This is a genomic window from Riemerella columbipharyngis, from assembly GCF_900101995.1.
Classification (GTDB): domain Bacteria; phylum Bacteroidota; class Bacteroidia; order Flavobacteriales; family Weeksellaceae; genus Riemerella; species Riemerella columbipharyngis.
Map to the genome: position 1 here is coordinate 12,796 of NZ_FNAS01000016.1, position 12,648 is coordinate 25,443.

15 protein-coding genes are annotated in these 12,648 nt (G+C 37.2%); 6 read left to right on the forward strand and 9 right to left on the reverse strand.

Features of this window, described 5'->3' with window-relative positions; translation table 11 throughout:
• Positions 1–44 precede the first annotated feature (44 nt).
• Complete coding sequence (locus BLS89_RS08355; RefSeq protein WP_092737435.1) at positions 45–422, reverse strand: cupin domain-containing protein; 378 nt, start codon at positions 420–422, stop codon at positions 45–47.
• A gap of 249 nt (positions 423–671) precedes the next feature.
• Between BLS89_RS08355 and BLS89_RS10695 the strand changes: the two genes are divergently transcribed.
• The 3 genes from BLS89_RS10695 to BLS89_RS08370 all read left to right on the forward strand — a co-directional run bounded on the left by BLS89_RS10695 (position 672) and on the right by BLS89_RS08370 (position 1,788).
• Positions 672–824 (forward strand): hypothetical protein, encoded by a 153-nt coding sequence (locus BLS89_RS10695; protein ID WP_176763281.1) that lies wholly within the window; start codon positions 672–674, stop codon positions 822–824.
• A gap of 49 nt (positions 825–873) precedes the next feature.
• The gene (locus tag BLS89_RS08360; protein ID WP_092737437.1) at positions 874–1,149 is read left to right on the forward strand and encodes a Rossmann-fold NAD(P)-binding domain-containing protein; all 276 of its coding nucleotides are present in this window, start codon (positions 874–876) and stop codon (positions 1,147–1,149) included.
• 372 nt (positions 1,150–1,521) lie between these two features.
• Entirely contained in the window at positions 1,522–1,788 is a 267-nt protein-coding gene (locus BLS89_RS08370) for a hypothetical protein (RefSeq protein WP_143017752.1), read from the forward strand.
• A gap of 228 nt (positions 1,789–2,016) precedes the next feature.
• On the opposite strand, the gene accC is transcribed toward BLS89_RS08370, so the two are convergent.
• The 6 genes from accC to rho all read right to left on the reverse strand — a co-directional run bounded on the left by accC (position 2,017) and on the right by rho (position 7,963).
• Complete coding sequence (gene accC / locus BLS89_RS08375) at positions 2,017–3,372, reverse strand: acetyl-CoA carboxylase biotin carboxylase subunit (protein ID WP_092737442.1); 1,356 nt, start codon at positions 3,370–3,372, stop codon at positions 2,017–2,019.
• 40 nt (positions 3,373–3,412) lie between these two features.
• Positions 3,413–3,904, reverse strand: coding sequence for an acetyl-CoA carboxylase biotin carboxyl carrier protein (accB, locus tag BLS89_RS08380; RefSeq protein WP_092737444.1), 492 nt, complete (start codon positions 3,902–3,904; stop codon positions 3,413–3,415).
• A gap of 125 nt (positions 3,905–4,029) precedes the next feature.
• Positions 4,030–4,233 (reverse strand): 50S ribosomal protein L32, encoded by a 204-nt coding sequence (gene rpmF / locus BLS89_RS08385; RefSeq protein WP_092737446.1) that lies wholly within the window; start codon positions 4,231–4,233, stop codon positions 4,030–4,032.
• A 24-nt stretch (positions 4,234–4,257) separates the two neighbouring features.
• Positions 4,258–4,821: a YceD family protein gene (locus BLS89_RS08390; RefSeq protein ID WP_092737448.1), complete on the reverse strand. Its 564-nt coding sequence runs from the start codon at positions 4,819–4,821 to the stop codon at positions 4,258–4,260.
• Positions 4,822–4,881: 60 nt separating this feature from the next.
• Positions 4,882–6,231 carry a tRNA (N(6)-L-threonylcarbamoyladenosine(37)-C(2))-methylthiotransferase MtaB gene (gene mtaB, locus BLS89_RS08395; RefSeq protein WP_394330519.1) on the reverse strand — a complete coding sequence of 450 codons (1,350 nt, stop codon included), beginning with the start codon at positions 6,229–6,231 and terminating at the stop codon, positions 4,882–4,884.
• Between the two features lie 40 nt (positions 6,232–6,271).
• Entirely contained in the window at positions 6,272–7,963 is a 1,692-nt protein-coding gene (gene rho, locus BLS89_RS08400; protein ID WP_092737450.1) for a transcription termination factor Rho, read from the reverse strand.
• 181 nt (positions 7,964–8,144) lie between these two features.
• Here rho and BLS89_RS08405 point away from each other — a divergent pair, with 181 nt between their 5' ends.
• The 3 genes from BLS89_RS08405 to BLS89_RS08415 all read left to right on the forward strand — a co-directional run bounded on the left by BLS89_RS08405 (position 8,145) and on the right by BLS89_RS08415 (position 11,281).
• Positions 8,145–8,534, forward strand: a complete 390-nt coding sequence (locus BLS89_RS08405) for a DUF4293 family protein (RefSeq protein WP_092737452.1) — start codon at positions 8,145–8,147, stop codon at positions 8,532–8,534.
• 109 nt (positions 8,535–8,643) lie between these two features.
• Positions 8,644–10,482 (forward strand): ABC transporter ATP-binding protein, encoded by a 1,839-nt coding sequence (locus tag BLS89_RS08410; RefSeq protein WP_092737454.1) that lies wholly within the window; start codon positions 8,644–8,646, stop codon positions 10,480–10,482.
• Positions 10,483–10,507: 25 nt separating this feature from the next.
• Positions 10,508–11,281, forward strand: a complete 774-nt coding sequence (locus tag BLS89_RS08415) for a type III pantothenate kinase (RefSeq protein WP_092737508.1) — start codon at positions 10,508–10,510, stop codon at positions 11,279–11,281.
• A 1-nt stretch (position 11,282) separates the two neighbouring features.
• Here BLS89_RS08415 and BLS89_RS08420 read toward each other — a convergent pair whose 3' ends face one another.
• On the reverse strand, positions 11,283–11,579 hold the full coding sequence (locus BLS89_RS08420; protein ID WP_092737456.1) for an alpha/beta fold hydrolase: 297 nt from the start codon (positions 11,577–11,579) through the stop codon (positions 11,283–11,285).
• A gap of 3 nt (positions 11,580–11,582) precedes the next feature.
• Positions 11,583–12,083 (reverse strand): alpha/beta fold hydrolase, encoded by a 501-nt coding sequence (locus BLS89_RS08425; protein WP_092737458.1) that lies wholly within the window; start codon positions 12,081–12,083, stop codon positions 11,583–11,585.
• Positions 12,084–12,648 lie beyond the last annotated feature (565 nt).

The window sequence follows — 12,648 nt, forward strand, 5'->3', positions numbered from 1 at the left end:
TGAGCTCTGAGAGTTCAAAAGTTTATTTTGAACTCAATGTTAGTTTAGGATAGCTCAATTCGGCAACCGGGAAAAAAAGCAACTCTTACCACATGATTTAATGTTGGTGTATCATAAATAAACTGTTTATCACAATGTAATAAACACGCTTCATAATCATCACTCACAGATATTACTTTTGTGGGAATTCCGGGGGCATAAGTATGTACCTCACCTGCTACTACTTCTATCTTCTTCTTTTTGTATTCAACAGATATGCAACCTTTTAACACCAACAAAAAAGAGAACACAGAGAAACCATCATAATCAATACCAGAGGGGATGAATTTCTCTTCTACAAACTGGCAGGCAATATGCCCCTCCCAAATATCTCCGGCATATTGTTCACCAGCATCTCTTATGATTTCTCTTAGTGTGTACATATCTGAATGCAAAGATATAAAAAACATCTGTTTCGATTTGAACATGTTTTGTTTCGATTCTGACTTCCTACATTTTATATCCCATATTACCTTTGCACCGTGATTTTTAAAGTTAGTAATATGAAAGAAAATATCTTAGTAACCGGCGCAACCGGAGGATACGGTAGCTTAGCAATTCAACACATTTTGTGACTCAATCCCGATGTTAACCTATTTGCTCTTGTACGAGATGCAGACAAGGGGAAAGGCTTGCAAGAGAAAGGTGTCGGAATACGAGTTGCCGATTATGCAGATGTAGATGCACTGACCAAAGCCTTTGAGGGGATTGACCGTCTGCTCTTCGTTTCTATCCCTACTCCTAATTTTCAACGAAATGTAGTTAAAAGCTGCCAAGTGCAGTGACATTGGTTATATCGTATATACCAGTATTCACGCCCCCGAACAGGGTAAGTTGGAATTAGAGATCAACCACCTTGCCACAGAAGCTCTCATCAAAAAATCAGGTATCCTCTATACTATTTTACGCAATGGGTGGTATATGGAGTTACACCTGTCTCTGCTTGTTATGTCTCGGGAATTAAAACATATATATTATGTATTTGGCAATGAGGTTGTGGCAGGTACTCTCAAAACCGAGTATGCTAAGACTGGAGCCAAAGTAATTCTAGAAGGTGTACCTCATAGCATCATTGAGCTGACCAGTTGCCTGTTCACCTATGGCGAATGAGCGGAAGCCATCTCAAAAGCACTTAATAAGGATATTAAGATTGAAGCAGTGAGCGTGGAAGAGTTGCATAAACAACTTCAACGTCTCAAAGATTTCCCTCAAGGTTGGAAGGCCTCAGTTCTGTCTTTCCAAGCCTATACCCAAGCCAGTAATAATGGAGAGGGATTATCCGACCCAACAGCCTTTGAGAACATTCTCGGACACAGACTTGCCACGTTGGAGGAAGCTATAGCAGCATTATCGGCATATTAACCCAATAAAAAGTTTAAATCAATTTGAAGTTATTTACAGTGGGGATGGAATTATGTCTTCTATTCCATCTCTACCGTATAATTTAATTGTCTTGTGGCTTAACAATCATATATAATAAAGATGACGCAAAATAGAAACTTTGTCATACATCCGTCTCAGCTTTTTCATTGGGTAAAGATGAAAAACGACAATATTTATACTAAAGATATTCACCAGCGCTGTCAAATAGACTATTTGAAGAAACAGCTAACGAGTGATGTACAGGAGGTAGTATCCATAGAGTTGAATGACACCGGAAAATATGTAGAACCCGGAATGATGTTAGGAATATTCAATCATTCTGAAGAAACCGATTTGCCGGCGTATTATCGTGTGATACTCAATTAGTGATATTACCGGTATATTCCGTTCGATGAGCAATAAAATATTTGATAAAATCATAGAACTTATTACAAAGAAAAATAAGAAATATTCACTACTTGAAAAAAGATGAAATAGAACTTAATAAGAGTTATTTTAGGACTAAAAAATGATCTTACTCCATTTTTATATTTGTAAAGACAAAAAAGCATCGAATATTCGATGCTTTTTTGCTATTATATAAAACTACGATTTTTATATGCTTTCGTAGTCTTTATTCATTTTAAAACCTTCCATAAATTTAGTGGTATAATTCCCCGCAATATAATCAGGATCGTCCATCAGCTGTCTATGGAAAGGAACAGTGGTTTTAACCCCATCTATGTAGAACTCTTCTAATGCTCTTTTCATTTTTGCAATGGCTTCTTCACGAGTTTGAGCCGTTGTTATCAATTTTGCAATCATAGAATCGTAGTTAGGCGGAATCACATATCCGCTATAGACATGTGTATCTACTCTTACACCGTGCCCACCCGGAATATTAAGCCCTTTGATAACCCCCGGAGACGGTCTGAAATCCGAAAAAGGATCTTCTGCATTTATCCTGCACTCTATAGAATGTAATTTTGGATAATAGTTTTTACCTGATATAGGTTCTCCTGCTGCTAAGAGAATTTGTTCTCTAATTAAATCATAATCCACTACTTGCTCGGTTATCGGATGTTCTACTTGGATACGGGTATTCATTTCCATAAAATAAAAATTTCTATGTTTGTCTACCAGAAATTCTATTGTTCCTACACCTTCGTAGCCTATATATTCAGCTGCTTTTACTGCGGCAGCTCCCATCTTTTCTCTTAATTCTTTTGTCATAAACGGAGATGGTGTCTCTTCTGTAAGCTTCTGATTTCGTCTCTGAACAGAGCAATCTCTTTCCGAAAGATGACAAGCTTTTCCAAATTGATCTCCGGCTATTTGGATTTCGATGTGGCGGGGCTCTTCTATCAGTTTTTCCATATACATCCCACCATTGCCAAATGCTGCCACAGCTTCCTGTATTGCAGAATCCCAATGATCTTTCAAATCTTCTGCTTTCCACACGGCACGCATTCCCTTGCCTCCTCCGCCGGCGGTAGCTTTTATCATCACGGGATAACCTATTTCTTCTGCAATGCGGGCTGCATCTTCATAAGAGTCTATAAGCCCGTCTGAACCGGGGACACATGGTATTCCTGCTTCTTTCATCGTGGCTTTAGCTGTAGCTTTATCTCCCATTCTCTCGATTTGCTCAGGGGTTGCACCAATGAATTTAATATTATTCTTAGCACAGATCCTAGAAAAATTTGCATTTTCAGAAAGAAAACCATACCCGGGGTGTATAGCATCTGCATTGGTTATCTCTGCAGCCGAAAGAATGTTAGGTATTCTAAGATAAGAATCTTTGCTGGGAGCAGGGCCTATACAAACGGCTTCATCTGCGAAACGGACATGTAGACTATCCTTATCCGCTGTGGAATAGACAGCTACTGTCTTGATACCCATTTCTTTGCAAGTACGAAGAATACGCATCGCAATCTCTCCGCGGTTTGCGATTAATATTTTCTTAAACATTTTTTACAATTTAATCATTAGACCGTATAAAAAACAGATCCTAAGATGGATCTACTAAAAATAATGGTTGGTCATATTCTACCGGTGTAGCATCATCAACCAAAATTTTCACTATTTTGCCGCTTACTTCACTTTCTATTTGGTTGAAAAGCTTCATTGCTTCTATCACACAAACCACTTTACCCTCGGATACAGAATCTCCTACACTTACAAAAGGGTCTTTGTCCGGAGATGGTTTTCTGTAGAAAGTCCCTATCATAGGGGATTTTATAGCAACAAACTTGCTTTCATCTACTGATGATTCCTCTGCACTTGGTGCTGGTGTACTTGCAGGTACCAGTGCTGGCGCAGATGCAGAATGAGCTACTGGTGCCTGAGCGGGCATCGGATAAGCCTGTGGCACGAATGTTACTGTCTCTTGAGCATTTGGATTTTTGATGTTAATTTCAAAATCTTTAGTCTTGTATTTTACCTCTGCCACTTCCGATTTAGAAACGAACTTAATGAGGTTTTGTAAGTCTTTTAAATCCATTATCGTAATAATTTTAATGTCCAAATATACTAAACTTTCATTTCAAAACAATAAAAAAACCACTCAAATTTAAATAAATAAGAGCGGTTTTTTGTGTTTTTGAATAAAAAAAGAGGCAACAGAGATTAGTTTTCTTCTGTAGATTCTACTTCTTTTTCTAATACTACTTTTCCTCTGTAGTAGAGTTTTCCTTCGTGCCAATGAGCTCTGTGGTAAAGGTGCATTTCTCCTGTAGTTGCATCTTTTGCCAACTGAGGAAGAACAGCTTTGTAGTGAGTTCTTCTTTTATCTCTTCTGGTAGACGATTGTCTTCTCTTAGGATGTGCCATTATTCTCTATATTTTAATTACTAATTATTTTTTAATCTTTTTATCTTTTAATTTTTTCAAAGCCGCCCATCTTGGGTCTATTTCTTCGTCCTCCTCTTCAGAAAATTGGTCTAAATCCAAATCTTCTTCAAAAACGGGACTGTATTTTTCCAAAAGCTCTTTATACTCGGGGTGGTTTTCCACTTCCGGAGAAATCTTTTTCATTGGGATAGAAAGCAATGTCGCTTCATAAATAAGCTGTGAGACATTGAATTCATAATCTGACATAGGAATGGTAATTACTTCATCATTGCTATCGTCATAGCTTTCTCCGAACTTCACCAAGACCTTTATTTCATTATCAATAGGATAAGTAAAAATACCACCACTGATATCACAATATAAATCTACGCTTCCTTCCACATCAATTGTAAAATCCAAAAATGTAGAATGCTTATCCAAAAGAATCTTAGCTAAAATCTTAGGGGTTTCAAACTCCACATCGGCCTCGAATAAATCAAAGAACTTCTTATCTATTTCAAATTCAAAACTATGCTTCCCATTTTTTAAACCTGAGAAAGCAATATCATATTTTCTTATCCGATTCATAAAATGGTCTGCAAAGATAAACTATTTTTTTTAGATAACAAAAATCATTTCAAAAAAACATCAAACGCTCTCAAGAAAAGTTTCGAAAGCGGGAAAAACAGAAACACTACCATCTGGATTTATTTGGTTAAGTTTCAAATATTCTATTTGATTTACAGAACTTTCATTAAAAGGCTTGCATACTCTCACATAATTATCGGTGAACCCGTACATCATTCCGTCTTTATTTTCGTGTTCCCAAAGCACGGGTTTTATTTTGCCCAGCTGCGAACGATAGAAACTCATTTTTTTCTTTTCAGATAAGATTCTCAACATCTTATTGCGTTTTTTTCTTACGGAATGCGGAACGGCATCAGGCATTGCCTCTGCCTCTGTGTTTTCTCTTTCGGAATAGGTAAATACATGCAAATAGGTAATAGGCAGATTTTGTATATAATGATAAGTTTCCATAAAGAGCTCTTCTGTTTCGCCTGGAAAACCTACGATTACATCTACGCCTATTGCTGCATCTGGGAGGGTTTGTCTTATCTTTTCAATACGATTTGTGTATAGCGAAGTAAGATATCTCCGCTTCATTTTTTTTAATATTTCATCACTACCCGACTGCAACGGAATGTGGAAATGAGGCACAAAACGCGAGCTATCCGCCACCAAGTCTATACTTGCATCTTTGAGAAGATTAGGTTCAATGGAAGATATCCTGATTCGCTCTATCCCTTCTACTTTATCTAATTCTGATACTAAATCCAAGAAAGTATGCTGATGTCTCTTGTTTCCAAATTCCCCTTTACCATAGTCCCCAATATTTACTCCGGTGAGGACTATTTCTTTAATTCCTTTGAGGGCTATTTCTTTGGCATTTTTAGTAATGTTCTCTATGGTGTCTGAACGCGAAATCCCTCTTGCCAAAGGAATCGTGCAATAGGTACATTTGTAATCGCAGCCGTCTTGAACTTTAAGGAATGCCCTTGTCCTATCTCCAATGGAATAAGAACCTATAAAGAAATCTACCTTTTCTATATCGCAAGAGTGCACTAATCCTTCTTGTTCGGATTTGTGTAAGTCTTCTAAATAACTCAACACACTAAACTTTTCACTTGCCCCCAATACCAAATCTACACCTTCTATCTGTGCAATTTCGTCTGGTTTTAGCTGGGCGTAGCAACCGATTACGACAACTAATCCATCAGGATTAGCTTTCATTGCTTTTTTTACGATTTGCTTACACTCTCTGTCTGCATTTTCTGTAACGGAGCAAGTGTTGATGACATAGACATTGGCTTTGTCGGAGAAATCTACTTTTCGGTATCCGGCATCAGTAAGCTGCCTTGCGATAGTAGAAGTTTCAGCAAAGTTCAGTTTGCAGCCCAAAGTGTGGAATGCAACGGTTTTGTCAATAGATGTTATCATAAATAAAGCAAATTACAAAAAAGATAAAATAATATCCTCTTTACTTATTCATAGACAATAGAAACTCATTATTATCTATAGTTCCTTTTATGTTTTTTTGTATAAATTCCATAGCTTCTACAGGATTCATATCAGAAAGGTATTTTCTAAGAATCCACATACGCTGTTGGGTGTTTTCATCGTGGAGCAAGTCGTCTCTTCTCGTGCTGGAAGCAATAAGGTCTATTGCCGGGAAAATTCTTCTATTGGCAATTTTCCTATCTAATTGCAGCTCCATATTTCCTGTTCCTTTAAACTCTTCAAATATCACCTCATCCATTTTGGAGCCCGTATCTATAAGTGCGGTGGCAATAATCGTTAAAGAACCTCCTCCTTCGATTTTTCTTGCGGCACCAAAGAATCTTTTTGGTTTGTGTAGTGCATTGGCATCTACCCCTCCGGATAGTATTTTACCTGAAGCCGGCGTTACAGTATTATAAGCTCTCGCCAGTCTTGTGATAGAATCCAAAAGAATTACCACATCGTGCCCGCATTCTACCATTCTTTGCGCTTTAGAAAGAACCAAATTGGCTACTTTCACATGCTTCTCTGCCGCCTCATCAAAGGTGGAAGCTATCACTTCCGCATTTACGCTCCGCTGCATATCTGTTACTTCTTCCGGTCTTTCATCTATGAGAAGAATCATCATATACGCTTCAGGGTGATTAGCCGAAATAGAGTTCGCTATGTCTTTAAGCAACATGGTTTTACCCGTTTTAGGCTGAGCTACAATCATTGCTCTTTGTCCCTTACCAATAGGGGCAAACAAGTCTACTATTCTTGTAGAGATGGTCGCATTTTTACCGGTTAGGTTAAATTTCTCTTGAGGGAATAATGGCGTAAGGTATTCAAACGCTACACGATCTTTGATGAAGCTTAGGTCTCTACCGTTCACTTCTATAGGTTTTTGCAAAGAGAAATACTTTTCACCTTCTTTTGGCAATCTCACATAGCCTTTTACCGTATCTCCTGTTTTTAGCCCATAGTTTCTAATTTGGTTTGTAGAAACATAGACATCATCCGGAGAAGAAATATAATTGAAGTCTGGCGAACGCAAAAATCCGTAGTTATCCGGTAGAATTTCCAGCACCCCTTCTACGATGACGATGTTATCAAAGTTAAATTCTCTTTCTTGAACCTTTTCTTCGTGGTGATTTTTGTTATTCCTATTATGGTTGTTGTTTTTATGTTCGCTGCGATGCTCGCTTCCTGCTGGTTTATCCGTTTTGTTTTGAACAGGTTTAGAAGATTCTGTTTCTATCTCTTTTTTTATGCCTCTTCTGCGTGTTTTTTTCTGTGGTGTATGTTCTTTGTCTGCCGTTGCAGCTGCCTCTACCTCTTTGTCTTTTTGAGGTTCCTTGGAGGTTGCTGCATCTACAGCAGCCTCATCGGTGCTTTGTTTTGCTTCCGCAGGAGCTTCGTCTGTATTTTTTTTAGGTTTTCTGCCTCTTTTTTTAGGAGCCGGCTTTTCGTTTGTCTTTACGATAGGCTCTTCAGCTGTTTTTCCATCTTTATTTTTATTATTTGTCCCAAAATATTCTTTCATTATTTTAGGGTTCGAGGCTTGGAAATCCAAGATGTTATATATCTTTTCATCGTCAGTACTTCCTCTTTTGGTTTTTATACCCAAATCTTTCGTAATTTTAGTTAATTCCGCTGTGGATTTTAACTTTAGACTTTCAATGTCAAACATAAACGTTTTTGTGTTGTTGATTATGATTTTGATTTTGTTTTTTATCCTGATTAAAAGGCTTATCGAAGAAATGATTGCCTATTGAAATTCGTAGTTGAAAGTGCAAATTTACAATATTTTTGACAAATACAAAAAAATATTGTTATTTTTGCAAACCAAATTAAGTCTAAAATGTAACTTTATGCTACAGAGAATACAAACCATCTGGATGTTTTTAGCCGTGTTAGGAACTTTTTTTCTGTATCTTAGCAGTCAAGATGTAGAGGCTTTTGGCAGTACGATGCTTTTGCCTATTGCCTGTTGTGTTTTGATTGTTTTGGAGACTTGGACTATTTTTTCTTATAAAAACCGAAAAAATCAAATGATGCTGAATAGTATCAGTATCTTTATAAACGCTTTGTTGATAGGTGTATTGGCGTACTGGCTGCTAAACTTACCTGGAGGAATGCAATTTCCGGAGAAAGGTATTGAGCCGCTGTTTCCGTTTTTGAGTACTGTATGTTTGCTTATCGCAAATGTATTCATAAAAAGGGACGAAAGGCTTGTAAAATCTGTGGACAGACTTCGGTAAACTCACAACGATTTATTTTGAGTGAAACCGGCTTCCTTGTGGAGCTGGTTTTTTTATTTGTAAGTCAATGATTATTTTTCCGTACTTTTGTGGTTCAATTTCTCTTTGAATGAAACCATTAAATAGAATTTTATATTTTGCAAAACCCCACCAAAGGTTTTTATTTCTGAGTATTTTTTTCAATATCTTGTATTCATTATTGAATATATTTTCCGTAGCGACTATGCTCCCTATTTTAGGGTTGATGTTCGGCACAATAGATAAAGTGGATACTTCCAGCCCTCCTGTTTATAGTGGCGGCATCGGGAAACTGTTCTCGTACGGAAAAGAATGGGCATATTACAAAATACAGCTCAATATAGACCATTATGGGGTTATCAATGTTTTGGCGGTACTATGCATTACTACGGCATTTGCTTTTTTGGTTCGTAATTTTTTTCGTTATTTAGGAGCCTTTTTTTTGGTGAATTATCGCGTGGATATTACCAGAGACTTGAGAACGGCTATGTATCATAAATTTCTAAAACTACCGGTGTCTTTCTTTACGGAACAAAGAAAGGGAGATATGATGTCTCGGATTTCTAATGATATAGGTGTGGTAGAAGGCTCTATAATGGGTTCTTTGGTGGATATCATCAATGCTCCTTTTATGATTTTGGCATCGTTGTTTACCTTGTTTTTAATGGATGCTAAGCTCACATTGTTTTCGTTGATTGTTTTTCCTATAATGGGATGGTTGATTTCTATAGTCGGAAAAAGCCTGAAAAAACAAGCCCATTATGCCCAAGTAGAATTAGGAAATTTGTTTTCTTTAATCGATGAAACTTTGAAATCATCTAAAATCATCAAAATTTTTAATGCTGATAAAATTTTAGAAAAAAGATTTCAAAACACTAATAACAATTGGCAAAAACACACCATCGCAATGAGCCGAAGACGAGAGTTGGCTTCTCCTATAAGTGAGTTTTTGGGCTCGGTAACCATCTTGCTGATTACCTGGTTTGCGGGGGTGCAGATTATAGAAAATCATACGATGAACCCCGAGACTTTTTTGGTTTTCATTGGTATGTTTTTCCAGATTTTAGACCCTGCCAAAAAACTATCTTCCGCTGTTTCTTCCATACAAGGCGGGACAGCAAGTCTGGAGCGTATATCAGAAGTTTTAGACTACGATTTGAAAGTAGAAGAAGTTAGCAATCCTATTCCTATCAAAACCCTCAAAGATCATATTTCCTTTGAGAATGTGAGTTTTTTCTATGATAAAGATAATGTTATTCTCAAGAACTTCACGATGAACATTCCAAAAGGAAAAACGGTGGCTCTGGTAGGTCAATCCGGAAGTGGAAAAACCACAGTAGCAAACCTTTTGGCAAGATTTTACGATGTAAATGAAGGTGCTATAAAAGTAGACGGAGAGGATATCCGTAATCTCAATCTTAAAGATTTTAGGGAGCTTCAGGGTATGGTTACCCAGGAATCAGTACTGTTCAATGACACTGTTTTCAACAATATCCTAATGGGAAAACCAGAGGCGACGAGAGAAGAAGTCTATCAAGCTGCGAAAATAGCCAATGCACACCGATTTATAGAAGGGCTTCCTGAAGGCTATGATACGAATATAGGTGACGATGGCAATAAGCTATCGGGAGGGCAGAAACAGAGAATATCTATTGCAAGAGCTGTTCTTAAAAATCCGCCTATTATGATTTTAGACGAAGCCACTTCGGCTTTGGATACAGAAAGTGAACGCTTTGTGCAAGATGCTCTTGATCGAATGATGGAAAATAGAACCTCCCTCATCATTGCCCATAGGCTTTCTACAATACAAAAAGCCGACCTCATCATCGTAATGGAGCGTGGTAAAATAGTAGAGCAGGGAACCCATCCTGAACTTATTGCAAGAAATGGTATCTATAAAAAACTTGTAGAATTGCAGAATTTTGAGTAACCCCTCCCTAACTATGCCAAAAATAATGAAAACAATCGTTATAAATATTGGAAATACCAATATTCGTTTCGGGTTTTTCCATAAGGATGAATGCCAGGTATCTTGGGTTATCAATACCAAGCCTTACCGCACGAGAGACGAAATGTTCGTACAGTTTCTAATGCTCTACAAATCCTACGAAATAGACACAGAGAATATTGATAAAATTATTATAGGCTCCGTAGTCCCACAGATTACCCAAGATGTACTAAGTGCCATTTCCAAAATCCATCACAGGACACCTATTTTGGTGGATAGAAATACTCCGTCGGGGGTTTTGCCAAAATCAAAGCAAATGGGAACAGATATCTATGCAAATTTAGTAGCCGCTCACTATCTTTACCCTAAAGGAACAAAATTGATTTTTGATTTTGGAACCGCTCTTACAGCAAGTTGCATTTCCGAAAGCGGCGAGACCATAGGCGTTATCATAGCACCGGGAATCATCACTGCGCTCAACAGCCTTATTCACGATACGGCTCAGCTTCCGGAAATAGAACTGAAAAAGCCCAAAAGCATACTCGGCTTAGATACAGTCACTTGTATGCAAAGCGGTATGGTCTATGGCTATCTCGGTATGGTAGAGGGCTTTATAGAGCGTATCAATCGCGAGCTGGAGACGGAGTGTTTTGTAATTGCTACGGGTGGTGTGTCTCATGTGTATAAACCTCTAACGGATAAAATACATGTTGCGGACCGTCTGCACACCCTGAAAGGGCTTTATTTTTTAGACGGAAAAGAAATCATTAAAGAAGCTTAATTCAGAGTTTAATCGGCCGAAAAGTTTCTGCCGGATTTTCCACCCACGGAAAGTGACCGGCTCTATCTATTATCGCAAACTTTGAATGGGGTAATATTTTGTGTAATTTTTCTGCATATTTCGGAGGATTATTGGTATCGTATTTTCCGTTAATGATAAGAACGGGAACCTTAATCTCTCTAAATCTTTTTTGATAATTCAAATATTTCTGCCTTTCTTTTGTGGTTTCTATCGGATATTGATTATTAACAAGTTTTTTCCTGCCCGCTTTAGTAATTTCTTTTACTATCGGTATCACTTTCTAAGAGGTTGCCTCGTTGTAGCACCACCATTTAATTTTTGCATACAAAAGATTTCTTCCCGTGCTATCCGTATCGGTTTTATGAGCGTCCATATAATCCCAATCTTTAATAACCTGCCGGAACCAGAACCATCGGGACTCCTTCATTCTTTTGTTTTCAGATGCTTTACGCTTTTCAATATCCTCTTGCTGAGTACCCGCAAAACTTGTCCCCGTCAAAATCAATCCAAGAGTGTGCTTGGGAAACCTCAATGCGTATTCTAATGCGATAGAACTTTGCTCAGAATGCCCAAAGAGATAAATTTGCTCTACTTTTAGCTTTTTCCTAAGACCTTCGATTTCATTGACAATACAATCTTGATTATAATCTTCAATCGTTCTGGGAACTTCCGATTTACCCGTTCCTCTCGGATCGTAATAAACCATTGTAAAGTATTTTTCCAGCTCTTTAAGTGTCAATTCATAGCCTATTTTTCCGGAAGACAAATGTCCGACTATCATTACAGGTCCTTTTCCTCGAATGGTATAGCTTAATTTTAAGTTTTCTACTTTTTTTTGTAATGAGTCTCTTATCTCAAATCTTAAGACTCCACCAAACTACAGCAAGTACACAACCATATAAATAATATTAATCGGATATGTGGTTTCCTTTTGCTTCTCCTCTTTTCTCGTGAACTCCGTTTGGCTCCGAAATAACTCTCGTCAAGTTCTATTTCCCCTTTATCTTTCTCGCATTCTTCTGCAATTCGCTCTCTTATTTTTCAAATATTTTATTGATTATCAGTTGTGAACATCACAAAAATACCACTTATTTTGGGCTTTAATATTAATACAAAATAGATCTAAAATTTCTCTAAATTTTGCCTCGGAAATTCTTGAATGGGCAATATATTTATTTTTCATTGATTAAGAATGATTTACAAAACTATAAATCTTCTTAAGTTATCTTGAACTTAATTTTATTATGTCTAAACTCTCTTTTATAGAAAATTTTGGTTTTAGAATTGGTTTAAATTTTTGGAGCAATAAAAGAAACTGGCTTTTAATAAAATAAAATATAGTAAAT